This is a genomic window from Mesorhizobium hawassense, assembly GCF_003289945.1.
GTDB classification, from domain to species: domain Bacteria; phylum Pseudomonadota; class Alphaproteobacteria; order Rhizobiales; family Rhizobiaceae; genus Mesorhizobium; species Mesorhizobium hawassense.
Map to the genome: position 1 here is coordinate 731,104 of NZ_QMBP01000001.1, position 23,633 is coordinate 754,736.

Genomic DNA, 23,633 nt, shown 5'->3' on the forward strand with positions numbered 1-23,633 from the left:
AGGCAGGCTGAATTTTCTGGTGACGGGCGGCGCCGGCTTCATCGGCTCGGCCGTATGCCGGCATCTGTGCGCCAATCCCGCCTACCGCGTCACCAATCTCGACAAGCTTACCTATGCCGGTAACCTCGCGTCGTTGCGGCCGATCGAGAACGCCCACAATTACCGCTTCGAGCAGGCCGACATTTGCGAAGAGCGCACGGTTCTCGAAATCTTGCGCCGCGACGATATCGACATCGTCATGAACCTCGCCGCCGAAAGCCATGTCGACCGCTCGATCGACGGCCCCGGCGCTTTCATCGAGACCAACATCGTCGGCACCTACCGGATCCTGAACGCTGCGCTGGAATACTGGCGCGGGCTGCCGCAAGAGGGCCAGGCGCGCTTCCGCTTCCATCACGTCTCGACCGACGAGGTGTTCGGCGATCTTCCTTTCGACGGCGGCATGTTCGTCGAGGAGACGCCCTATGCGCCGTCTTCGCCCTATTCGGCCTCGAAGGCGGCCTCCGACCATCTGGTGCGGGCTTGGCACGAGACCTACGGCCTGCCGGTCGTGCTCTCCAACTGCTCGAACAACTACGGGCCTTATCATTTCCCGGAAAAGCTGATCCCGCTGGTCATCCTGAACGCACTCGACGAGAGGCCGCTGCCGGTCTATGGCGCCGGCGCCAATGTCCGCGACTGGCTGTTTGTCGAGGATCACGCGCAGGCCCTGGAACTCGTCGCCACGAAAGGACAGCCGGGCGAGAGCTACAATGTCGGCGGCAATTCCGAGCGCACCAATCTCACCGTCGTCGAGACGATCTGCGACCTGCTCGACCAAAGACGGCCGCGCGCCGGCGGCAAGCGCCACCGCGAGCTTATCTCCTTCGTCACCGACCGTCCCGGCCATGACCGCCGCTACGCCATCGATGCCTCCAAGATCGCGCGCGAGCTCGGCTGGACGCCGCGTGAGAATTTCGACTCGGGCCTGGCACGCACCGTCGACTGGTATCTCGACAACAAATGGTGGTGGGGGCCGATCCGCGAGCAGCGCTATGCCGGCGAGAGGCTGGGCGCAGCCTCGAAGGACGGCACCGAGGGGGCCGCTTGAGGCTTGCCGTCACGGGACGCGACGGCCAGGTCGCCGCCAGCCTTGTCGAGGCGGCACGCGGTGACGTCGATGTCGTTGCCGTGGGCAGGCCGGCGCTGGATATGACGCGGCCCGACACGGTGTTTTCGGCCCTGCAGGCGGCAAGACCGGATATCGTCGTCTCCGCCGCGGCCTACACCGCCGTCGATCAGGCCGAGGACGAGAGGGATCTGGCCTTTGCCGTCAACGCCGTGGGCGCCGGCAAGGTCGCGGAGGCGGCAGGCAAGCTTGGCGTGCCCGTCGTCCATCTGTCGACCGACTATGTTTTCGACGGCACCAAGGCCAGCGCCTATGTGGAAACGGACGGAACGGCGCCGCTTGGCGTCTATGGCGCTTCCAAGCTCGCCGGCGAAGAAGCTGTCGCTGCCGCCAATCCGCGTCACCTCATCCTGCGCACCGCCTGGGTCTACAGCCCCTTCGGCAAGAATTTCGTCAAGACGATGCTGAGGGTCGCCGCCGACCGCGACGAGATTTCGGTCGTCGCCGACCAATGGGGCAATCCGACATCGGCGCTCGATATTGCCGACGCCATCCTGCACGCGGCCGCTGTCCTTGGCCGGGGCAGGGGCGCTGCCTTCGGCGTCTATCATCTGGCCGGCAGCGGCGAGACCAACTGGAGCGGCTTTGCCCGCCACATCCTGGAGACGAGCCGGACGCTTGGCGGCCCGCATGCCCGCATTCGCGACATCACGACCGCCGACTACCCGACAAAGGCAAGGCGGCCGGCGAATTCGCGCCTGTCGAGCGCCAGGTTCAGTGCCGCGTTCGGCTGGACCGCGCCGGATTGGCGGGAGTCGACCGCGGCTGTCGTAGGTCGTATCGTCGCCGACCATCCGGTCCGGGCACGCTGATCGAGAGTCCTTGCATGGACTTCACGTAAGCTCAAAGCAATCCGATGCCCGTGGAAAGACAGCCTGAGGCGATGAACAAGTCAGGAGAGACATCGGCGAGCGAGGGGTCCGAGTTGGACGAGGAGCCGGCGGATGGCCGCGCCCCGTCGCTTCGTCAACTCTACGACACGCATGACGGCAAGGTCTCCGACAAATGGCCGGCTTATCTCGCAGAGTACGATCGGATATTTGCGCAGCACAGAGACAGGCCGGTCAGGATCCTCGAAATCGGAGTCCAGAACGGCGGCTCGCTCGAGATACTGGCAAGATATTTTCCGCAAGCCGCGATGATCGTCGGGTGCGATATCGATCCCACCTGCGGGACGCTGCGCTTTGACGATGACCGGATCGCTGTTGTCGTGGGCGATGTCAACGACGACGAAACCGAACGTAGAATTGTCGGGTTGGCCGAACAATTCGACATCGTGATCGATGATGGATCGCACAGGTCCGCCGACATCATACGTGCGTTCGCCCGCTACTTCCCCTATGTGGCGCAAACAGGCATGTACATCGTCGAAGACCTGCATTGCAGCTACTGGCGCGACTATGAAGGCGGCCTCTACGATCCTCTTTCGTCGCTCTCATTTTTCAAACGCCTGGTCGACGTGATCAACAACGAGCATTGGGGACTTGATCTGCCAGGAAGTCAGGCGCTGGCAGTCTTTGCCGAAGCCCACAATGTGACCTTTGACGATGCACAGCTTGCCTCGATCCACGCCGTCCGATTCCTGAATTCGCTTTGCATTGTCGCGAAGCGTCCGACTCAGGAAAACAGGCTTGGCGCACGCCTGGTGGAAGGCAGCGTTTCGGCTGTCGCTGCGAACATGACGCCGCTGAAGGGAACGACAAGCAAGGCTGCCGACCAGACTGGCAACCCCTGGTCGCTGGGTTCGATCGCGGGGGACGAGGAAATCCAGACCGGTCGGGAACTTCGACAGAAGGCGCGCATCGACGCGCTGGCGCGTGACCTGGTCGAAGCGCACAGCGCCAAGGCCACTGAAGTCGAGGCGCTACGGGCCGAGCTATCGGCCGCGTGGGCAACGAGGGCAGGGCTCGAGGGGAAATTGGCCGGGCGCGAAATGGAGATTCGAGGTCTGAAAGATTCGACGAGCTGGCGAATGACCGCGCCGCTTCGAGTGCTTTCACGCTGTGCAAGGCGGTTGCTTGGCAACATCCGCCGCCCCTGACCGTGGCGCCGCAGCGTTGAACATCGGCAATATGACGCGATATGAACAAAAAATCTCTGGCGATACGCCCGACTCCGCGCTATTGCGGTAGCGGGTAAGGGGGTCAGGAACTTGCAATCTAGAGTGGCGGCGGATGCTGTTTGTCCGGCGCCAGTCGGGTGGTTATAGTTCCGTGCCTGGAGTTCAGTGCAACCCTATGACGTCCTACGTAGAAGCCGTATCTGGACTTCGGCCTAAGATGCGGCGCGCCATAATCATGATCCAGGATCTCGTCATGGTCCTGGTCGCCGTGGCGTTGAGCCTGATCCTGTCGCAGTCGCGGCTTTCTTTCGAGGCGCTGTCCTATGGCGGACTGGCCTGCTGGACGCTGATCGTCCTCGTCGCCCATCTGCTGTTTCGTTATTGCGGTCTCTACAACACCGTCTGGCGCTTTGCTTCCACGCCCGATTTCTTCAACATCCTGAAAGGCTGCGGAATACTGACGGTCGTCCTCTATTTGACCTCGCTCGCCTTCCGCTTCTCTTTCCAGCCTGTCGCCGGCCTCAACGAGCGCCAGTTCATCGTCTTTTTCCTCGTCTCCTTCACAATTATTTCCGCGCCGAGGCTTTACTACCGCTTCCTTCGCGACGGGGCGAGCTGGCGCATCCTGCGCCGTACCCCGGGCGACGCGCCGATCAGGCAGGCGCTCTTCATCGGCCGGCTGAGCGAAGCTGACGTCATCGTCCGCTTCACCCGCACGGCAGTGCCGGCGGAATATGCCATTCGCGGCATCATGGCGACCGAAGGCGATGCGCCGCTCGGCACGCAGATCCAGGGCGTTCCCGTGGTGGCGGTCCGCCCGCGCCTGGTCGACGTTCTGGAAGAATATGTCAAAGGAACGGAGAATCTCGACTTCGTCATCTTCGGCAAGGGTGTCGAGCGCGAGATAGAGGACTATGCCGAGCTGGTACGCGTTGCCCGCCACAGCGGCATCACCGTCGTCCAGTTTTCCGGACTTTCCGAACTGGGACAGGGCGGCAAGCTTGTTCTCGACGCGGTCGAGATGGAAACGATCATGCGCCGCTCGGCCGTCGCCACGGATATCGAACGCATCGGCACTTTTGTCGAGGGCAAGCGCGTGCTGGTGACCGGCGGCGCCGGCTCGATCGGCCGCGTGCTCGTCAAGCGCTCGCTGGAGCTCGGCGCAGAGGCGGTCCTTGTTGCCGACAATTCCGAGTTCGGCATCTTCCAGCTCGACCAACTGCTTGAGGATAGCGAGCGCGACCGGCTGACCAGCCGCATCGTCGACGTCACCGACCGGCGCCTGATGATGCGCCTCGTCAAGGAGTTCGAGCCCGCGATCATTTTCCATGCCGCCGCGCTGAAGCATGTGCCTATCCTTGAAGAGAACTGGGAAGCAGCGATCGAGACCAACGTTTTCGGCACGCTTGCCTGCGCCGAAGTCGCCGCCAAGTGCGGTGTCCCGCAGTTTCTGCTTATCTCCAGCGACAAGGCGGTGGACCCGACATCGGTGCTCGGCATCACCAAGCGTGCCGCCGAGCAGATTGTCGCTTCGTTGCATGAGATGCATGCCGCGCGTCCGCCCGCGCTGCATGGCGGGCTGAACGGCCATGATGCCGTCGGCCGCAATCCGGGGACCAAATTCATCGCCGTGCGCTTCGGCAATGTCTTCGGCTCCAACGGCTCGGTGGCGACGATCTTCCAGACCCAGATCGAGGCCGGCGGCCCGCTTACCATCACCGACCGTCGCATGACCCGCTATTTCATGACCGTTGCCGAGGCCGTCGATCTCGTCATCATGTCGGCCGCCGACGCCGAGCAGCGCCAGGGCGCGGATGACTACGCCATCTATATGCTCGACATGGGCAAGCCTGTGCCGATCCTCGAAGTCGCCGAAACGATGATTCGCATGGCCGGCAAAAGTCCCTACACCGACATTCAGATACGCTTCACCGGCGTCAGGCCGGGCGAAAAGCTGCATGAGACGCTGCACGGCGACAACGAGGAGGTGGTCAAGCTCGATACCGCCAAGATATTCGGCCTCAGGACCGAGGTTCTGAGCTGGCCGAAGATCCAGGCCGGGCTGACCGCGCTGCAAGCCGCCCTGCGCGATCAGGACAAGGCAACGGCTCTGGCGGTGCTGACGGGAGTGCATGAGGCGCTGAACACGCCGGATCGAATTGTGCCGAAAGCGGCAAGCCAATCGGCCTGAAAACAATACCAGAAAAAGTCGCGAACGGGTTTTCGTTCGAAATAACGCAAAAACCCCGGAATAGCGCCAAAACAGGGAGTTTGAGCGGTTCACCGTCGCCCACCCAACGATGTATCGCCCCGGCCTGCCTTGCCCATGCGTAGCCGTTATTTTAGCCTGCCCGGATATCGGCAGCGGGCGATTTCGAATTGTGAGTGGGCAAGATCAGCGCGTGGCCGTTCTTCTGGGCACGAAGGACGGCGCGGCATTCATCAATCAGCAATTGGAGTCGTTGGCTGCGCAGTCCTGGCCCCGCGTCGATCTCTGGGTTTCCGATGACGGCTCGACCGACGGCACGGCATCCATCATCGAGGCCTGGCGGACCCGCTGGGCCAAAGGCCGCGTCACTCTGGTGGACGGCCCGCGGCAGGGCTTTGCCGCCAATTTCCGCTCGATGATCATCGATCCGCGCGTCCAGGCCGACTACTACGCCTTTTGCGACCAGGACGATGTCTGGGAGCGCGACAGGCTGGAGAGCGCCATCCGGTGGATGGGGACCCAGGATCCGGAGACGCCGCTCCTGTTCTGCTCGCGCACGGCGACCATTTCGGAGACCGGCCAGGCGGCGGGCCATTCGCCGCTGTTCCCGCGCCCGCCCTCGTTTCGCAACGCGCTGGTGCAAAGCATCGCCGGTGGCAATACCATGCTGCTCAACCGCAAGGCGCGCGACCTTTTGGCGAAGGCATCGGCAAGAACCGAATTTGTGAGCCACGACTGGTGGGCCTATCTCATCGTCGCAGCCGGCGGGGGCACGATCCGCTACGAGCCGCGGCCGCTCGTCAGATACCGCCAGCACGGGGCAAATCTCGTCGGCGCCAATGTCTCGTGGCGGGCAAGGTTCATCAGGATAGGGCGGCTTCGCAAAGGCCAGTTCGCCACCTGGACCGACAGCAATCTCAGCGGCCTGGTCGTCAACCGGGATCTGCTGACATCCGATGCCGAGCATTGCCTCGAGATGTTCATCGAGGCACGCAACAGTGCTGTTTTCAAGCGCTTCCGGCTGTTGCGCAAGAGCGGGGTTTACCGGCAGACGGTCCTTGGAACGTTGGGACTCTATCTCGCCGTTCTGCGGAGCTGGATTTGATCATGACGGCGAAGCGCGCGCTCGACCTGGCGGTCGCTGCTCCGATGCTGGTGCTGGCGGCGCCCGTCCTTCTTGTCGCGATGCTGGCGATCCGGGCGACGTCACCCGGCCCGGCCATCTTCTCGCAAATCCGCGTCGGCCGTGGCGGAGCCCCCTTTGCCTGCCACAAGCTGCGCACGATGCGTCGCGAAACGCCGTCACTGCCCACCCACGAGGCGCCGGCGAGTTCGGTCACGACTGTCGGCAGGACGCTGCGCGCCACCAAGATCGACGAACTGCCGCAGCTCTGGAATGTGCTCAGGGGCGAGATGAGCCTCGTGGGGCCGCGCCCGTGCCTGCCGACCCAGACGGAACTGATCGAACGGCGCAGGGAACGGGGCGTGCTCGCCGCGCTGCCGGGCATCACCGGGCTCGCGCAGATCAAGGGGATCGACATGTCGGACCCAAAACTCTGCGCCGAGACCGACGCGGCCTACCTCAAGGCCGCCTCCACCGGTCTGGATCTCAAAATATTGCTGGGTACGTTCTACCGTGCCCAGAACGTTTCACCGTAACGGTGACGCGCTCAATCTCCTGGTTTTGACGCAATTCCGGACAGAAACGCTGCGCACTTTTCCTGGAATGCTCTAACCGGCCCGTCGCGCCAGGTCCTCGAGCCGGCCGAGCGTGTCGGTTTCCGGCATCCAGCCTTCCGAGGCCAGCAGCGACTGATCGCAGATCTGCGTTGCCAGCAAAGCCTGCCACGACGCCCGTCCGCCGAGCATCGTCGCCAACAGCCGGATCGGCCAGGCCGGCATGGGGAGAAGCCGGGCCGGCCGGCAGTATCCACGCCGGAACGCGGCGATGATATCGGACATCGCGACCGGGGAAGCGTCGCCCAGGACATAGGTCGGGCGCGGCGACGTCGGGCGAGTCAAGAGAAGCGTCGCGGCGCCGGCCACCGCATCATGCGATATGAGCGAACGCACCGCTGCCAAGGCGGCTGTGGGCAGCGGCAGGCCAGTGGCTGCGAGCCGCATCAGTCCGCGCAGATTTCCCTTCATGCCTTCGCCATAGACCGGCGGCAGCCGCAGCGCCGTCCCATCGGCGCGTCCGGCCGCCGCGAAAGCCTCCAGCATTTCGATCTCGCCCTCGCGCTTGGAGCGCCCATAGGCGCATTGCGGGGCAGGGGGCGTGGCCTCGCCGATGGTGCCGCTGAAACCCGGTCCCACGACGGCCCGGATCGAGGAGAGATAGATGAAGCGCCCGGCGGTGCGCGTTGCGGCCGCTTGGGCAAGCCGTCCCGTCAGCGTCGCATTGACGGCTCGGAAGTCGGCCTCGCTTGCGCTGCGATCATTGTTGAGCGCCGCGCAATGAACGACATGGGTGACGTCGCGCATCAGCGCCAGAAACGCTTCCTGCGCCGCGTCGGCGCCGGGCAGCTCGACGGCGTCGTCCGCGCCTGCCGGCGGTTGCGGCGCGCGGGAGGCGACCCGTATGTCAAATCCGGCCTCGCGCAACCGGCCGACGACCCGGCGTCCAATGAAGCCTGTCGCGCCGGTGACCAGGACCTTCATGGTCGCGGGCTGGCGTCCGGCGCCATGGCAGGCGCGCTTTCGCCGGTCGGGGCAATCGTGCGCCCGGACGCAAGGTAGGTTCCCGAAATCAGGAACACCATCAGCGTCGCATCGAGGATATCGTGACCGATGAGGATGCCGGCCATTCCGCCGGTGAGATAGGTGATGACCGCGACAAGCACCATCGTTGCGCCGAACCGTTCGACCGGATCGGCGCTGACGCGCAATGTCTTTGCAGCGTTTCGCACGGCGATGACGAAGATCGACGCGAGCGCCAGCCCCCCGAGCAGGCCCGCCTCGACCAGCGCCGTCAGGAAGCCGTTGTGGAAATGGCTGAAGCTTTGACTCAGGCCGAACTGGTCCTGAAAACCCTGCTTGATCAGCGCCCGGCTTGCCGAGATGCCGTGGCCGAAAATCGGCTTCTCGCGAAACGCGGTGGCGCCCATTTCCCACATCGCCACGCGCAGGCCGAGCGCCGTCGAATGATCGCCCTTGGCATTCAGCGCGTCCCAGTCGCTGACCAGGAAGTCGGTTCGATCGACGATGACGTGCGAGCCGATCGCGGCAATCACCAGGGCGACGACGACGCCGATCACCGCGAAGCGCGCCACATTGGCGTTGGTGAAGCGGCGGCGATTGACGAGCAGGACGACGATGCCGGCAATCGGCACGGCCACCCAGATCATGCGCGACGCCGAATAAACAACCGCCAGGGCTCCAGCCATCGCCGCCAGGACGAGCAGCTTCCAGCGCTTCTCGATGCCCGACAGCGCGCCGGCAAGGCATAGCATGACGGCAAGGCAGGTAACGGTAGCAAAGACAATCGGATTTCCGGCGCCGCCCTCGGCCCTCACGCCAAGCCGGTAATTCTGGAAGATGGCGAGAGCCAGCGCGCCGAAGCAGGCCGCGGTGCTTGCCAGAATGGCGATGCGCGCCAGCGTGATCTTCTCGGTGATACTCCAGGTCGAATAGGAGATGGGGAAGAGCAGGAAGGTGATCAGCGGCAGGAACAGCCGTAGATCAGCGGCGAGCGTGCCGTTGACGATCGAGGCGAGGACCATGGCCGCGCAATAGGCATAGATCGCCACCGTCAAGGCGAGCATCGGCCGGTCGATGTTGAAGCGGCGCCGTTTCGTGGCGAGCAGAATCACGGACCACACGCCGCCGGCATTGAAGGTGACGCTGACCAGCGATCCAAGCACCGGCGGCGAAAAAAAGCAGAGGATCGAGAAGTAGAAATTGATCTGTGCGGGGGTGAGGTGGCGCCGGAGCGTTGTAAACGGGTTCAAATGCTTTGCTTCGCAATTCCAGCTTGCGCCCGGACCCTTGGAGCCAGCCGAAGACTGCCTCGATGAACTCCGTTTGCCGCGCCTTGCCCGCCCCGAGCCCGTATAGCTGCTGGCGCCATTCCGCGATAGGGCAGTCGGCAATGTTCCGGCAAAAATCCTCGGTCCGGGCGCAGACGTTAGGCTGGGTGTCCCAAGGCTATGTTTCAGGCGATCGTTCTCCGCGCTTCCGCGTTTCGAGCGCCCTGGCAGGATTTTCCGCTTTACCGGCCTCGCTTGGAAAATTCGTTCCCTAATCACCTTGCGCCGGGCGCGTCTTGCATTGTTATGGGCGATGCCGATCTGTTAGAACGCCCGCACGAAACAGTTTGTCCAAAGTGAAATTTGCACCCGTGCGGCCACAGAATTGCCCCGGCAATGCAAGATTTCCACTCGACGGCACGAGAGAACGCTCGACAGTCCATGAATATCGCGCTCACGCATCTGCAGCGGCTCGAGGCCGAATCCATCCATATCTTCCGCGAGGTCGCGGCATCCTTCTCCAAGCCAGTGATGCTCTATTCGGTCGGCAAGGATTCCTCGGTGCTGATGCATCTGGCGATGAAGGCCTTCTACCCGGCCAAGCCGCCTTTCCCGTTCCTGCATGTCGACACCACCTGGAAGTTCCGCGAGATGATCACCTTTCGCGATCAGATGGCGCAGAAGCTCGGCTTCGACCTGCTCGTTCATGTCAACGAGGACGGCGTTCGCGACGGCATCAATCCCTTCGACCACGGCTCCAACACCCACACCCATGTGATGAAGACGGTGGGGCTGCGCCAGGCGCTCGACAAATACGGCTTCGACGCCGCGTTTGGCGGCGCCCGCCGCGACGAGGAGAAGTCGCGCGCCAAGGAACGCATCTTCTCCTTCCGCAACGCGCAGCATTCCTGGGATCCCAAGAACCAGCGGCCGGAAATGTGGAAGATCTTCAACACCCGCATCGCGCCGGGCGAGTCGATCCGCGTCTTCCCGCTGTCGAACTGGACTGAACTCGATATTTGGCAGTACATCCTGCAGGAGAACATCCCGATCGTGCCGCTCTATTTCGCCAAGGAGCGGCCGGTTGTCGAGCGCGACGGCATGCTGATCATGAAGGATGACGATCGCATGCAGCTGCGTCCCGGCGAGACGGTCGAGAGCCGCCTGGTGCGCTTCCGCACGCTCGGCTGCTATCCCCTGACCGGCGCCATCGAATCGGACGCTGACACGCTGGAGGCGATCGTCGGCGAGATGCTGACCGCCCGCACCTCCGAGCGCCAGGGCCGCCTCATCGACCGCGACGAGGCGGGCTCGATGGAAAAGAAGAAGCGCGAGGGTTATTTCTGATAATGCGCCACATCATGGCAAAGAGCCTCGCCCCGACCGACGGCATCCGCGACTACATGGCCGCGCAAGAGAAGAAGTCGCTGCTGCGCTTCCTCACCTGCGGCTCGGTCGACGACGGCAAGTCGACGCTGATCGGCCGTCTGCTCTCCGACACGAAGCAGATTTTCGAGGACCAGCTCGCCGCGCTCGAGAAGGACTCGCGCAAGCACGGCACCACCGGCGACGATATCGACTTCGCGCTTTTGGTCGACGGGCTGGAGGCCGAGCGCGAGCAAGGCATCACCATCGATGTCGCCTATCGCTTCTTCGCCACGCCGAAGCGCAAGTTCATCGTCGCCGACACGCCCGGCCACGAGCAGTATACCCGCAACATGGCGACCGGCGCCTCGACGGCGGATCTGGCCATCGTGCTGATCGATGCGCGCCAGGGCGTGCTGCGCCAGACCCGGCGTCACTCGATCATCGCCTCGCTGCTCGGCATCCGTCACATCGTGCTCGCCGTCAACAAGATCGACCTTGTCGGCTTCGACAAAGCCGTATTCGACCAGATCGTCGCCGACTACGCCGAATTCGCCCAAAACCTCGGCTTTGTCAGCGTCGCGCCGATCCCGATGTCGGCGCGTTTCGGCGACAATGTCACCAGCCGCTCTGAGCGCACACCCTGGTATTCCGGGCCGTCGCTGATCGAGCATCTCGAAACCGTGTCGGTCGATGAAGCGGCAGCCGAACTCCCGTTCCGCTTCCCCGTCCAATATGTGAACCGCCCGAACCTCGATTTCCGCGGCTTCGCCGGCACCATCGCCTCCGGCACGGTGGCGCAGGGTGACGAGGTTGTCGTCGCGAAATCCGGCAAGGCGTCCCGCGTCAAGCGCATCGTCGCGCATGGCGGCGACCTCAAGGAAGCCGTCGCGGGCCAGGCCATCACGCTGGTCCTCGACGACGAAGTCGAGGTATCGCGCGGCAATCTGCTGGTGTCGCCGGCGGCGCGCCCGCAGGTCGCCGACCAGTTCGCGGCCAACATCGTCTGGTTCGACGAGCAGGCATTGCTGCCCGGCCGCTCCTACATATTGCGCACCGAGACCGATCAGGTCAGCGCCACCGTCACCGAGCTGAAATACCGGGTCAACGTCAACGATTTCGCGCATGAGGCGGCAAAGTCGCTCGACATGAACGAGGTCGGCGTCTGCAACCTCTCGACCAGGGCGCCTATCGCTTTCGATCCCTTCGCGGAGAACCGCACCACCGGCGCCTTCATCCTGATCGACCGCATCACCAACGCCACGGTCGGCGCCGGCATGATCCTGCATTCGCTGCGCCGGGCCGAGAACATCCACTGGCAGTCGCTCGATGTCGGCAAGCGCGGCCGCTCCGACCTGAAGAACCAGCGTCCGGCGGTGTTCTGGTTCACCGGGCTCTCCGGCTCCGGCAAGTCGACCATCGCCAACCTCTTCGAGAAGAAGCTGTTCGCGTCCGGCCGCCACACCTACATCCTCGACGGCGACAATGTCCGCCATGGTCTGAACCGCGATCTCGGCTTCACCGACGCCGACCGCGTGGAAAACATCCGCCGCGTCGCCGAGGTGGCCAAGCTGATGGCCGATGCCGGCCTGATCGTCATCGTCTCCTTCATCTCGCCCTTCGCCGCCGAACGGCGCGTGGCGCGCGAACTGATGGCCGAGGGCGAGTTCGTCGAGGTGTTCGTCGACACGCCGTTCGAGGAATGCGCCCGCCGCGACCCGAAGGGCCTTTACGCGCGCGCCCTGAGTGGCGAGATCAAGAACTTTACCGGCGTCGATTCCCCCTATGAGGCGCCGGAGCATCCCGAAATCCACCTCGAGACACTCGGCCGGAGCCCGGAGGAGATGGCGGAAGCCCTCGAACACTGGCTGACCGAGCGCGACATTGCCGAAGAGCAGTATGACAATGGCGGCGGTATCTGACGACGAGGCGATGCTGGGCGTCTTCGAGTGCCTTGCGCTCGACGCCGGGCGCGAGGTGATGCGGGTCTTCCACGAAGGCTGCGCCGTCGACAGCAAGGCCGACTCCTCGCCGGTGACGGAAGCCGACCGCGAAAGCGAGAAGATCATCCTCGCCGGCCTCCGCGCGGCCTACCCTGAAATCCCTTGCGTGGCCGAGGAGGAGGTGGCGGCCGGTATCGCCACGCCCGACCTCGAAGGTGCGTTCTTCCTGATCGATCCGCTCGACGGCACCAAGGAATTCGTCAATCGCCGCACCGACTTTACCGTCAACATCGCGCTGGTCCGTCATGGCGTGCCGGAAGTCGGCGTCGTCTACGCGCCGTGCACGGGGCGCTTCTTCAGCGGACGGCCGGGCAGGGCGGAGGCGCTTGAAGTCGATGCCGATTATCGGATTGCCGATCGACGGCCGATCGAGGTCAGGCAGGGCGCCACGCCGCTCGCCGTCGTCGCCAGCCGCTCGCACAACACGCCCGAGACCGACGCCTTCATCCGCGACCTGGGCGCCGCCGAGATCGTCTCGGTCGGCTCGTCGCTGAAATTCTGCCTGCTCGCTGCGGCGGAAGCCGACGTCTATCCTCGTTTCGGCCGCACCATGGAATGGGACACCGCGGCAGGGGACGCGGTACTACGCGCCGCCGGCGGCATGACCCGCACGCTGGACGGTGACCCGCTGGTCTACGGCAAGCGCAACCAGGCGAGCGACAGCGATTTCGCCAATCCGCATTTCATCGCGACGGGGAAGAGCGCGGGCGCGTAGTCAGCGTCGCTGCTCAGAGACTTCGATATGTTGGCGGGACAGCGCCCCCCTCTGTCCTGCCGGACATCTCCCCCACAAGGGGGGAGATCAGACGTCGCCTTGGCTTTCGCCAATCTCCAACGCTACAGGATGAAGAGGGGGTGCTGAAGCTGCCAATCTCCCCCCAAGTGGGTGAGATGTCCGGCAGGACAGAGGGGAGGATCGCGACCTCGCATCTCAGGCGTACAATCCGCGCCTAAGCCGCCGCGACATGCGCCGAGTTCGAACCGATGTAGTTCCGGATCGTCTCGATAATGCGGTCCTGGTCGGCTTCGCTGAGATAGGCGTGCATAGGAAGGCAGAGGATCTGCTTCGGCAGTGCTTCCGAGACGGCAAGACCAGTCGGCGTGCGCGGGTAATCCTTGTAGGCGACCTGCTCGTGCAGCGGCTTCACATAGTAGATCACCGATGGGATGCCCTTTTCGCCCAGATGGGCCTTCAGCCCGTCGCGCTTCGGCGTCTCGATGGCGTATTGCGCCCAGGCCGAACGGCCGTGGCCCAGATTGCGTGACGCCTTGACGATGTCGCCGAGGCCTTTGGCATACCGGTCCGCCACCACTTGCCGCGCCACCATCTCGTCCTCGAGGATGGCGAGCTTCTCGATCAGGATCGCCGCCTGCAGCGTGTCGAGGCGCGAATTGATGCCGACGCGGACATTGTCGTACTGCGTCTCGCCCTTACCGTGGAAGGCGAAGGAACGGAGCTTGTCGGCCAAGGCGCCGTCATTGGTGAACATCGCGCCGCCATCGCCATAGCAACCGAGCGGCTTGGCGGGGTAAAAACTTGTCGAGCCGACATGGCCGAAGGCGCCGCACATCTTGGCGTCGGCGGAACCGCCCATCGACTGCGCGGCGTCCTCGATCACCAGCAGGTTCTCGCGCTTGGCAATCGCCATGATCGCTTCGTAGTCGGCTGAAAGGCCGAACAGGTCGACCGGGATGATCGCCTTCGGCTTCAGCCGGCCTTCCCTCTTGATCATCTCGATCGCCGCTTCGAGGCTGGCGATGTCGATGTTGTAGCTATCACGGTCGACGTCGACGAAGACCGGCTCGGCCTTGGCCAGCGCCACCACTTCGGCCGTCGCGGCGAAGGTGAAGCTCGGCACGAACACCGCGTCGCCCGGACCGATGCCGGCCGCAAACAGCGGCAGCAGCAGCGCGTCGGTGCCGTTGGCGCAGGCGACCACATGCTTGACGCCGATATAGGCCGCGAGCTTGTTTTCGAATTCGGTGACCTGCGGCCCGAGGATATAGCGGCCGTCCTCGACGACGTGGTCGATCGCGGCTTCGAGCCGGTCGCGGATTCGTTCGCGCTGCGCGCCAAGATCGATGAACTGCATGTCGGCCTCGAATGCTGCCAATAAACCGGCCCGCTGGTACCAGACTTGGCGCGGCCGAGAAAGCCGGCCGGGTCCGAGGCAAATTGCCTATGTGTCGCAGCCTATTACCGCTCTTTGCCGGCGCAATGCCCGAAGAAACCGGAAAACCGGGCTAAAACGAGCATTTTTCAATGGTTTTTATCGCGCTGTTCCCAGCCGTGGAAACATAAAGTGATCGGCTACGGGAGGCCTTCGGGCCAATCCGGACAATCGCTTACGCGATTTCGTGCCGCCAGGGCGGGTTGGCGCCGGCCCGCGAAACCGTCACCGCGGCCGCCTTGGCGCCAAGTTCCAGCGCCTTGCGGATCGCATCTTCCGGCAGGGCGCCGATCGCCGCCTTGGTGAGCAGGCCCTGCTCGTGCAGCGAGCCGAGGATGCCGGCATTGAACGTGTCGCCGGCGCCGACGGTATCGACCACCTTCACCTTCTGCGGCATGACGGTGACCTTGTGCGCCTTGCTGTAGCCGACGGCGCCTTCGCTGCCATGCGTGACGACGATCAGCTTCGGTCCACGATCCAGCCAGTTGCGCACCACCACCTCATGTGAGCCGGCTTCGTCGAACCATTTGAGGTCTTCGTCCGAGAGTTTCACGATGTCGGCCATCGCCATCATCTCGCGGATGCGCCTGAGATGCTTCGCCTTGTCCGGGATGAAATTCGGCCGGATGTTGGGGTCGAGCATCATCACACGGCTTTCGTGCTCGCGCCGCATGAATTCCTCATAGGCCGAGCCCGCCGGCTCCGAGATCAGGCTGATGGCGCCGAACAGCATCGCCTCGATTTCCGTCCCGAGCTTCGGCAAATCCTCGATGGTCAGCATGCGCCCGGCGGTGTTCTCGTCATAGAAGGTGTAGGTCGCCTGGCCGTTGGTGAGCCGCACGAATGCGAGTGTCGTCGGGCGCGGCGAGGTGTGCGCATAGGTGGAGCTGACCTTGCTCGCCCCCAGCGCGTCGCGGAACTGACTGCCGAACAGGTCGGAGGAGAGGCCGGAGAAGAAACCGGCTGGAGCGCCGAGCCGGCCGAGCGCGATCGCCGAGTTGAACACCGCGCCGCCGACATAGGGGGCGAAGGCCGCTTCGCCTTCGGTGGTGGTGCGCGGCAGCATGTCGATCAGGGCTTCGCCACAGCAAAGGATCATGTCGTCTTGGTCTCCGGCGGATGGATCACGCCCTTGCGAATGATGATATTGGCAAAGAGCCTGGGTTCGCTGGTCGCCACGATGGCGTGTGCGGCCTTGACGCGTGCATAGAAGTCAGGCCCGGCCAGCGCAACCACCTTGTGGCCCGGCGCGCGTTTGGCGCACACCGCTTCCATTTCGTGATGCACCGGATCGGCAAGCGCCGGGTCGCCCTGCACCGAGGCGCGGAACAGTGCCTCCGGTACGGCCTCGTCCACCGGCAATACGCTCAGCACGGCATCGAGCACGGCGATCATGTGGTGGCCGTCGGCGCGGATCAGCCGGCGCGCCTGTTCCTCGGCCGGATAGTTGCCGTCGACGATCGCGATCTCGTCGCCATGGCCCATCGCCCTGAGCGTCGCCAGGAACTGTGGCCCGAGCAGCGAGGGGATGCCGATCAGCATGCTCAGGCGCCTCCGGTCGTGTTCGGTCCGATCAGGAAGCGCTCGGAAAGCGGCAGGCTGGCGCCGCCGAGCGCCCGAGCATGGATGCCGACCGTTCCCTCGCGCACGAAGGGCAGCTTCAGGCCTTCGGCGTCGATGCCGGCAATGGCCTGCCGGATTGCCTCGACGAGCCGGCGCCGCACATCGAGCGGCATCCAGCCGTCGATCACGGCCGCCTCGAAATCGATGACCGAGGAGGCGGCGACGATGGCATAGGCGAGCGCGCGCGAGGCGCTGGCGATCCAGTCGTCGAGCTCGGCGCCAATCTCGCCCCATTCCTGCGGCGAGGTCCACAGATAGGAGCCGTCGATGCCCTTGGCCGAAAGCGCTTTTTCCAGCATTGCGATCGAGGCGACGTCGATGAGCTGCGTCGGCTTGCCGTCAGGCCCGGGAACCGGCATCGAGCCGAGCGCGCCGGCATTGCCCTTCGGTCCGCTGTAGAGCCGGCCGTTGAGCACGATGCCGCCGCCGGCAAAGGCGCCGATGTAGAAATAGACGAAGTCGCGCGCCGCGCCCGTCTGGCCGAAGACCAGTTCGGCGCCGCAGGCCGAGGTCGCGTCGTTCTGCAGATAGACCGGAAAGTCGCATTGCCCCTGGATATCGGAGCGGATGTCGCGATGGCGCCATTCGTCCATGATTTCGCGCGGCGCGCCGGCCGTATCGGCCCAGTTCCACAGTTCGAACGGCATGGCGATGCCGAGCCCGGCAATGCGCTTGTCCTGCGCCGGCGTCAGTTCGCCGCGCATCGTCTTGATGCCGTCAGTGACGAACTCGACGGTCTCGCGTGGCGCGGGATAGCGGTAGGAGTGCTGCAGCATGGCGCGCACATTGCCGAGGAAGTCGATCAGCACGAGCTCGGCCGAGCGTCTGCCGATCTTGAGGCCGATGAAGAAAGCGCCTTCCGGGTTGAGCGCCATCGGGATCGAAGGTTGGCCGATCTTGCCGCGCAACGGCGCCTGGCGCACGAGCAGCTTGTCTTCCTCGAGCTCGCGCATGATGACGGACACCGTCTGGGCCGACAGGCCGGTCATGCGCGCGATGTCGGATTTGGCCAGGCTGCCATGCTGGCGCACCAGGGACAGCACGAGCCGCTCATTGTGGTCACGCATTCCGCTCTGGTTGGTGCCGCGATGCAGCCGGCTCTCCAAAGCCTCGGGCGAACCGTGCCTCGCAATGCCGGTCTCCACCCTGTTCCTCCCGTCTGTTTCCCCGCGATGCTTTTCGTTCAGAATGAGTGAACGGCGCAAGAGTGTCAATAATAAATAAGAGTGATTTAATTATTGACAGCCGTTCTATCCTGGTGTTTTTTGAGGTGTGTCCACGCTGGGAGAAATCGGTGGATGCGCTTGAGGCGCCGGGTGGCCGGCGTCCGGAACAGTTCCATTGGGAGGAATATCGTGACCAAGAAATCACTGCTGAAGTCCACTGTGTTCGCGGCCGCCGGCCTTGGCCTGATGGCGTTCGCTTCATCGGCATCGGCCGCCGGCGTCGGCGCCTGCCTGATCACCAAGACCGACACCAACCCCTTCTTCGTCAAGATGAAGGAAGGCGCGACCGCCAAGGCCAAGGAGCTCGGCGTTGACCTCAAGACCTATGCCGGCAAGATCGATGGCGACAGCGAAAGCCAGGTCGCGGCGATCGAAAGCTGCATCGCCGACGGCGCCAAGGGTATCCTGATCACCGCCTCCGACACCAAGGGCATCGTGCCGACGGTGAAGAAGGCGCGTGACGCCGGCCTGCTGGTGATCGCGCTCGACACGCCGCTCGATCCGATCGACGCCGCCGACGCCACCTTCGCCACCGACAATCTCGAAGCCGGCAAACTGATCGGCGCCTGGGCCGCCGCCACGCTCGGCGACAAGGCCAAGGACGCCAAGATAGGCTTCCTCGACCTCACCCCCTCGCAACCCACCGTCGACGTCCTGCGCGACCAGGGCTTCATGATGGGCTACGGCATCGACGTAAAGGACCCCAACAAGATCGGCGACGAGACCGACCCGCGCATCGTCGGCCACGACGTGACCAACGGCAACGAGGAAGGCGGCCGCAAGGCGATGGAGAACCTTCTGCAGAAGGACAACACCATCAACGTCATTCACACCATCAATGAGCCCGCCGCGGTCGGCGCCTACCAGGCGCTCAAGGCCGTTGGTCTCGAAAAGCAGGTTCTGATCGTCTCGGTCGACGGCGGCTGCCCGGGCGTCAAGTCGGTGACCGAAGGCGTCATCGGAGCCACCTCGCAGCAATATCCGCTGCAGATGGCGGCGCTGGGCATCGAGGCGATCGCCGCTTTCGCCAAGGACGGCACGAAGCCGAAGCCGACCGAAGGCAAGAACTTCTTCGACACCGGCGTCAACCTCGTCACCGACAAGCCGGCAAACGGTGTCAAGTCGATCGACACCAAGGAAGGCCTCGCCAAGTGCTGGGGCTGATGCCCTGACAGCTTGATAAACCTTGCGGCCGGGGGCTTGATCCTCGGCCGCATCGGGTGGACGATGCGCTTTCGTAAGCGCTGACAATCCTGGCGACAGACCGGATAGCGTTGACGGCGTGTGGAGCAGTGAGAAAGCTCCACGCAGACGGGAGGAGACATGTCTCAGATTCAGGAATTCGAGAAGGTGCTTTCGAGCAGCGACACCAGCGTCGCCGCCTTCGACGAGCACGGCAAGTCGTTCGTCAAGCGCGCCCAGCATTTCCTGCACTCCACGCCGGCGGCGGTGCCGCTGATCGTGCTGGTCTTGTCGATCATCATTTTCGGCATCGCCATCGGCGGGCGTTTCTTTTCGTCCTACACGCTGACGCTGATTCTGCAGCAGATCGCCATCGTCGGCATTCTCGGCGCCGCCCAGACGCTGGTCATACTCACCGCCGGCATCGACCTGTCGATCGGCGTGATCATGGTGATTTCGGCCGTCATCATGGGCAATTGCGCCATCACTTACGGCATGCCGACCATCCTCGCCGTTATCGTGGGTCTTGCCGCCGGCGGCGCCTGCGGGCTGCTCAACGGCCTTTTGGTCGCCTACATGAAGCTGCCGCCGTTCATCGTCACGCTCGGCACCTGGAACATCGTCATGGCCACGAACTTCATCTATTCGGCCAATGAGACGATCCGCGACGCCGATGTCGATGCCCAGGCGCCGCTGCTGCACCTGTTCGCAATGAGCTTCAGGGTCGGTTCCGCCGTGCTCACGGCCGGCGTCATCGCCACGGTCGTGCTGGTGGGAGTGCTCTGGTATGTGCTCAATCACACCGCCTGGGGTCGCCACGTCTATGCTGTCGGCGACGATCAGGAGGCCGCCAAACTCTCGGGCATCCAGACCAAGAAGGTGCTGATTACGGTCTACGCCCTTGCTGGGCTGATCGCCGCTTTCGCGGCCTGGGTTTCGATCGGTCGCAACGGCTCGATCTCGCCGTCGGCCGCCGTCACCGACTACAATCTGCAGGCCATCACCGCGACGGTGATCGGCGGCATCTCGCTCTTCGGCGGCCGCGGCTCGATCCTCGGCACGCTGTTCGGCGCCATGATCGTCGGCGTCGTCTCGATGGGCCTCAACATGCTGGGCGCCGATCCGCAATGGAAGGTGCTGCTCACCGGCGTGCTGATCATCGGCGCCGTGGCGGTCGATCAATGGATCAGAAAGGTTTCGGCATAATCATGACCCAGGAACCCATCCTCACCGCGCGCGGTCTTACCAAGCGCTATGGCCGTGTCACTGCCCTCGACAATGCCGATTTCGACCTCTATCCGGGCGAGATCCTGGCGGTGATCGGCGACAACGGCGCCGGCAAGTCATCGCTCATCAAAGCGATTTCGGGCGCGGCCGTGCCCGACGAAGGGGAAATCCGGCTTGAAGGCAAACCCGTTGCCTTCAAGTCGCCGATGGAGGCCCGGGAAGCCGGCATCGAGACCGTCTACCAGAACCTCGCTCTGTCGCCGGCGCTGTCGATCGCCGACAACATGTTCCTCGGCCGCGAGATCCGCAAGCCGGGTCCGCTCGGCAGCTGGTTGCGCATGCTCGACCGGCCGGCGATGGAAAAGCGCGCTCGCGACAAGCTGACCGAGCTTGGGCTGATGACCATCCAGAACATCAGCCAGGCGGTGGAAACGCTTTCCGGCGGCCAGCGCCAGGGCGTGGCGGTGGCGCGTGCCGCCGCCTTCGGCTCGAAAGTGGTGATCATGGACGAGCCGACGGCGGCACTCGGCGTCAAGGAAAGCCGCCGCGTGCTCGAGCTGATCCTCGACGTCAAGAAGCGCGGCCTGCCGATTGTGCTCATCTCGCACAACATGCCGCACGTCTTCGAGGTGGCCGATCGCATCCACATCCACCGCCTCGGCCGCCGCCTCTGTGTCGTCGATCCGAAGCAGATTTCCATGTCGGACGCCGTCGCCCTCATGACCGGCGCCAAGAAGCCGCCGGAGGACGCGCTGGCGGCTTGATCTCCAGTATGGGTAAATTGCCGCAGGGTTGGCCGGCGGCTCTTTTGCCTAAATCGATTGAACGCATGCTGCAATGCGATAGGATAGGCTGGGAGAAACGGTGAAAGCCGCTATGATCAGGCCAACCGAACGAGAGGCGATATGACATCCGCCATGACGATCGAAGCCCCAGCTCTCGACAATCCAGACCCCAAGACACTCGCCGAAGAGGTGTTGCTGTCGCTCAAATACCGGGTCGGCAAGGACACCACCGTCGCCACGCCCTATGACTGGCTGACGGCTTCGATCAAGGTGGTTCGCGACCGTGTCGTCGATCACTGGATGCAGGCGACCAAGGAAGCCTACGACCAGCAGGAAAAGCGGGTCTATTACCTTTCGCTCGAATTCCTGATCGGGCGCCTGATGCGCGATGCCTTCTCCAATCTCGGTTTGATGGAGAACATGCGCGAGGCGCTGTCCTCGCTCGGTGTCGACCTCGACCTGATCGCGGGGCTCGAGCCGGACGCCGCGCTCGGCAATGGCGGCCTTGGCCGTCTCGCCGCCTGCTTCATGGAGAGCATGGCGACCGTCGATATCCCCGCCCATGGCTACGGCATCCGCTACGCCAACGGCATGTTCCGCCAGGAAATCCAGGGCGGCTGGCAGGTCGAGCTGCCGGAGACCTGGCTCGACCACGGCAACCCTTGGGAGTTCGAACGGCGCGAGCGCTCCTTCGAGGTCGGTTTCGGCGGCTCGGTGGAATCGATCACCTCGAAGGACGGCCGGCTCGAACGCCATGTCTGGAAGCCGACCGAGCATGTTCTGGCGGTCGCCTATGACACGCCGGTGGCCGGCTGGCGCGCCAACCGCGTCAACACGCTGAGACTCTGGTCCGGCATGCCGATCGACCCGATCCTGCTCGACAGGTTCAATGCCGGCGATCACATCGGGGCGCTTGCCGAAAGCAACAAGGCCGACGCGCTGTCGCGCGTGCTCTATCCGGCCGATTCCCACATGGCCGGCCAGGAGCTGAGGCTGCGGCAGGAGTATTTCTTCTCAACCGCTTCGCTGCAGGACATCGTCCAGCGCCATCTCAGCCAGTACGGCGACCTGAAGTCGCTGCCCGACAAGGCGGCGATCCATCTCAACGACACCCATCCCGCGGTCGCAGTGCCGGAGCTGATGCGGCTGCTGATGGATGTCCACGGCATGGACTTCGACCAGGCCTGGGGCATCACCAAGCGCACCTTCGGCTACACCAACCATACGCTGCTTCCCGAAGCGCTGGAAAGCTGGCCGGTGCCGCTGTTCGAGCGCCTGCTGCCGCGTCACATGCAGATCGTCTACGCCATCAATGCGCAGGTGCTGCTCGAGGCGCGCGCCACCAACCAGTTCTCGGGCGATCAGATCGCCCGGATCTCGCTGATCCAGGAAAACGGCGACCGCCGCGTGCGCATGGGCAATCTGGCCTTTGTCGGCTCGCACTCGATCAACGGCGTCTCGGCCCTGCACACCGAGCTGATGAAGGAGACGGTGTTCGCCGATCTCCACAAGCTCTATCCCGACCGCATCAACAACAAGACCAACGGCATCACGCCCAGGCGCTGGCTGATCCAGTGCAATCCCGGCCTCACTGCGCTTGCCCGCGAGGCGATCGGCGACCGTTTCATGGACGACATCGAAGCGATCAAGGCGCTCGATCCGCTCGCCGAGGACGCCGCCTTCCGCGAAAAGTTCGCCGCGGTGAAGCGGCAGAACAAGGTAAGGCTCGCCAACCTCGTCGCCGACCGGCTCGGCATCAGGCTCGATCCCTCGGCGCTGTTCGACATCCAGGTCAAGCGCATTCACGAGTACAAGCGCCAGCTGCTCAACATCCTGGAGGCGATCGCGCTCTACGACCAGATCCGCTCGCATCCCGAGCGGGACTGGATGCCGCGCGTGAAATTCTTCGGCGGCAAGGCGGCGCCCAGCTACCACAACGCCAAGCTGATCATCAAACTGGCCAATGACGTCGCCAAGGTCATCAACGGCGATCCGTCGGTGCGCGGCCTGCTGAAAGTGGTGTTCGTGCCGAACTACAATGTCAGCCTGGCCGAGGTGCTGATGCCGGCCGCCGACCTCTCCGAGCAGATCTCGACCGCAGGTATGGAGGCCTCGGGCACCGGCAACATGAAGTTCGCGATGAATGGCGCGCTGACCATCGGCACGCTCGACGGCGCCAATGTCGAGATGAAGGAACATGTCGGCGCCGACAACATCTTCATCTTCGGCCTCACCACGGCCGAGGTCGCCGACCGCCGCAACAGCGGCTACAATCCACGCGGCGTTATCGAGGGGTCCCCCGAACTGGCGCAGGCCGTCGCGGCGATCTCGTCAGGTGTCTTCTCGCCCGACGATCCAAACCGCTACCGCGAGCTGATGAACGGTCTTTACCAGAGCGACTGGTTCATGGTTGCGGCCGACTTCGATTCCTACGCCGACTGTCAGCGCGAGGTCGACGACGTCTGGCGCGACAGCCCCGATTGGAACGCGCGCGCCATTCGAAACGTTGCCCGCATGGGCTGGTTCTCGTCCGATCGCACCATCCGCCAATATGCGAAAGAAATCTGGAACGTACCCGTCTGATGTGATTGCATGAGGTCACGAACAATGTGGCCCAGCGCAAGTCGCCCAAAGATGTCCAACG

General features: G+C 63.9%; 19 protein-coding genes. 13 read left to right on the top strand and 6 right to left on the bottom strand.

All coding sequences use genetic code 11. The features are described 5' to 3' along the window. Nucleotides 1–7: 7 nt before the first annotated feature. The 6 genes from rfbB to DPM33_RS03300 all read left to right on the top strand — a co-directional run bounded on the left by rfbB (nucleotide 8) and on the right by DPM33_RS03300 (nucleotide 7,098). Nucleotides 8–1,090, top strand: coding sequence for a dTDP-glucose 4,6-dehydratase (gene rfbB, locus DPM33_RS03275; protein WP_112095955.1), 1,083 nt, complete (start codon nucleotides 8–10; stop codon nucleotides 1,088–1,090). Continuing rightward, nucleotides 1,087–1,980, top strand: a complete 894-nt coding sequence (gene rfbD / locus DPM33_RS03280; protein ID WP_112095483.1) for a dTDP-4-dehydrorhamnose reductase — start codon at nucleotides 1,087–1,089, stop codon at nucleotides 1,978–1,980. Before rfbB ends, rfbD begins: the two co-directional genes overlap by 4 nt. A 113-nt stretch (nucleotides 1,981–2,093) precedes the next feature. Then, on the top strand, nucleotides 2,094–3,209 hold the full coding sequence (locus tag DPM33_RS03285; RefSeq protein WP_167448930.1) for a class I SAM-dependent methyltransferase: 1,116 nt from the start codon (nucleotides 2,094–2,096) through the stop codon (nucleotides 3,207–3,209). Nucleotides 3,210–3,447: 238 nt separating this feature from the next. Further along, a complete protein-coding gene (locus DPM33_RS03290; RefSeq protein WP_245441974.1) occupies nucleotides 3,448–5,421 on the top strand; it encodes a UDP-N-acetylglucosamine 4,6-dehydratase in 1,974 nt (657 codons plus the stop codon). 211 nt (nucleotides 5,422–5,632) lie between these two features. Next, on the top strand, nucleotides 5,633–6,544 hold the full coding sequence (locus DPM33_RS03295; RefSeq protein ID WP_245441975.1) for a glycosyltransferase family 2 protein: 912 nt from the start codon (nucleotides 5,633–5,635) through the stop codon (nucleotides 6,542–6,544). Between the two features lie 2 nt (nucleotides 6,545–6,546). After that, entirely contained in the window at nucleotides 6,547–7,098 is a 552-nt protein-coding gene (locus tag DPM33_RS03300) for a sugar transferase (RefSeq protein WP_425373465.1), read from the top strand. A 72-nt stretch (nucleotides 7,099–7,170) separates the two neighbouring features. Here DPM33_RS03300 and DPM33_RS03305 read toward each other — a convergent pair whose 3' ends face one another. Together DPM33_RS03305 and DPM33_RS03310 are read right to left on the bottom strand one after the other, a co-directional pair. Next, nucleotides 7,171–8,100 carry an NAD-dependent epimerase/dehydratase family protein gene (locus tag DPM33_RS03305; protein WP_112095489.1) on the bottom strand — a complete coding sequence of 310 codons (930 nt, stop codon included), beginning with the start codon at nucleotides 8,098–8,100 and terminating at the stop codon, nucleotides 7,171–7,173. Next, nucleotides 8,097–9,389 (bottom strand): O-antigen ligase family protein, encoded by a 1,293-nt coding sequence (locus tag DPM33_RS03310; protein WP_112095491.1) that lies wholly within the window; start codon nucleotides 9,387–9,389, stop codon nucleotides 8,097–8,099. Before DPM33_RS03310 ends, DPM33_RS03305 begins: the two co-directional genes overlap by 4 nt. 459 nt (nucleotides 9,390–9,848) lie before the next feature. Here DPM33_RS03310 and cysD point away from each other — a divergent pair, with 459 nt between their 5' ends. From cysD to cysQ, 3 genes are read left to right on the top strand one after another with little or no spacing between them, the layout of a single operon-like run. Continuing rightward, entirely contained in the window at nucleotides 9,849–10,754 is a 906-nt protein-coding gene (gene cysD, locus DPM33_RS03315) for a sulfate adenylyltransferase subunit CysD (protein WP_245441976.1), read from the top strand. Between the two features lie 2 nt (nucleotides 10,755–10,756). Continuing rightward, complete coding sequence (gene cysN / locus DPM33_RS03320; protein WP_146770191.1) at nucleotides 10,757–12,694, top strand: sulfate adenylyltransferase subunit CysN; 1,938 nt, start codon at nucleotides 10,757–10,759, stop codon at nucleotides 12,692–12,694. A gap of 10 nt (nucleotides 12,695–12,704) precedes the next feature. After that, a complete protein-coding gene (gene cysQ, locus DPM33_RS03325) occupies nucleotides 12,705–13,490 on the top strand; it encodes a 3'(2'),5'-bisphosphate nucleotidase CysQ (RefSeq protein ID WP_167448945.1) in 786 nt (261 codons plus the stop codon). Between the two features lie 235 nt (nucleotides 13,491–13,725). Here cysQ and DPM33_RS03335 read toward each other — a convergent pair whose 3' ends face one another. The 4 genes from DPM33_RS03335 to DPM33_RS03350 form a co-directional block, all read right to left on the bottom strand. Further along, nucleotides 13,726–14,868 carry a DegT/DnrJ/EryC1/StrS family aminotransferase gene (locus DPM33_RS03335; RefSeq protein ID WP_112095958.1) on the bottom strand — a complete coding sequence of 381 codons (1,143 nt, stop codon included), beginning with the start codon at nucleotides 14,866–14,868 and terminating at the stop codon, nucleotides 13,726–13,728. A gap of 253 nt (nucleotides 14,869–15,121) precedes the next feature. Further along, complete coding sequence (locus DPM33_RS03340; RefSeq protein ID WP_112095497.1) at nucleotides 15,122–16,045, bottom strand: carbohydrate kinase family protein; 924 nt, start codon at nucleotides 16,043–16,045, stop codon at nucleotides 15,122–15,124. Beyond that, entirely contained in the window at nucleotides 16,042–16,488 is a 447-nt protein-coding gene (locus tag DPM33_RS03345) for an RbsD/FucU family protein (protein ID WP_112095499.1), read from the bottom strand. The genes DPM33_RS03340 and DPM33_RS03345 overlap by 4 nt, the downstream gene beginning before the upstream one ends. Nucleotides 16,489–16,490: 2 nt before the next feature. Next, a complete protein-coding gene (locus tag DPM33_RS03350; RefSeq protein ID WP_112095500.1) occupies nucleotides 16,491–17,714 on the bottom strand; it encodes an ROK family transcriptional regulator in 1,224 nt (407 codons plus the stop codon). 267 nt (nucleotides 17,715–17,981) lie between these two features. Here DPM33_RS03350 and DPM33_RS03355 point away from each other — a divergent pair, with 267 nt between their 5' ends. The 4 genes from DPM33_RS03355 (at nucleotide 17,982) to DPM33_RS03370 (ending at nucleotide 23,572) form a co-directional block, all read left to right on the top strand. Continuing rightward, complete coding sequence (locus DPM33_RS03355) at nucleotides 17,982–18,959, top strand: sugar ABC transporter substrate-binding protein (RefSeq protein WP_167448946.1); 978 nt, start codon at nucleotides 17,982–17,984, stop codon at nucleotides 18,957–18,959. A 159-nt stretch (nucleotides 18,960–19,118) separates the two neighbouring features. Further along, entirely contained in the window at nucleotides 19,119–20,183 is a 1,065-nt protein-coding gene (locus DPM33_RS03360) for an ABC transporter permease (protein WP_112095501.1), read from the top strand. Nucleotides 20,184–20,185: 2 nt separating this feature from the next. Next, complete coding sequence (locus DPM33_RS03365) at nucleotides 20,186–20,968, top strand: ATP-binding cassette domain-containing protein (RefSeq protein WP_167448931.1); 783 nt, start codon at nucleotides 20,186–20,188, stop codon at nucleotides 20,966–20,968. Nucleotides 20,969–21,109: 141 nt separating this feature from the next. Further along, a complete protein-coding gene (locus DPM33_RS03370) occupies nucleotides 21,110–23,572 on the top strand; it encodes a glycogen/starch/alpha-glucan phosphorylase (protein WP_112095503.1) in 2,463 nt (820 codons plus the stop codon). Nucleotides 23,573–23,633 lie beyond the last annotated feature (61 nt).

Bases quoted from the DNA above. Each gene is read 5' to 3' on its own strand.
- DPM33_RS03345 (WP_112095499.1), bottom strand. From the start codon at position 16,488: ATGCTGATCGGCATCCCCTCGCTGCTCGGGCCACAGTTCCTGGCGACG.
- DPM33_RS03370 (WP_112095503.1), top strand. From the start codon at position 21,110: ATGACATCCGCCATGACGATCGAAGCCCCAGCTCTCGACAATCCAGAC.
- DPM33_RS03355 (WP_167448946.1), top strand. From the start codon at position 17,982: ATGGCGTTCGCTTCATCGGCATCGGCCGCCGGCGTCGGCGCCTGCCTG.
- cysN (WP_146770191.1), top strand. From the start codon at position 10,757: ATGCGCCACATCATGGCAAAGAGCCTCGCCCCGACCGACGGCATCCGC.
- DPM33_RS03340 (WP_112095497.1), bottom strand. From the start codon at position 16,045: ATGATCCTTTGCTGTGGCGAAGCCCTGATCGACATGCTGCCGCGCACC.
- cysQ (WP_167448945.1), top strand. From the start codon at position 12,705: ATGCTGGGCGTCTTCGAGTGCCTTGCGCTCGACGCCGGGCGCGAGGTG.
- DPM33_RS03290 (WP_245441974.1), top strand. From the start codon at position 3,448: ATGCGGCGCGCCATAATCATGATCCAGGATCTCGTCATGGTCCTGGTC.
- DPM33_RS03335 (WP_112095958.1), bottom strand. From the start codon at position 14,868: ATGCAGTTCATCGATCTTGGCGCGCAGCGCGAACGAATCCGCGACCGG.
- DPM33_RS03300 (WP_425373465.1), top strand. From the start codon at position 6,547: ATGACGGCGAAGCGCGCGCTCGACCTGGCGGTCGCTGCTCCGATGCTG.
- DPM33_RS03365 (WP_167448931.1), top strand. From the start codon at position 20,186: ATGACCCAGGAACCCATCCTCACCGCGCGCGGTCTTACCAAGCGCTAT.
- DPM33_RS03305 (WP_112095489.1), bottom strand. From the start codon at position 8,100: ATGAAGGTCCTGGTCACCGGCGCGACAGGCTTCATTGGACGCCGGGTC.
- cysD (WP_245441976.1), top strand. From the start codon at position 9,849: ATGAATATCGCGCTCACGCATCTGCAGCGGCTCGAGGCCGAATCCATC.
- DPM33_RS03360 (WP_112095501.1), top strand. From the start codon at position 19,119: ATGTCTCAGATTCAGGAATTCGAGAAGGTGCTTTCGAGCAGCGACACC.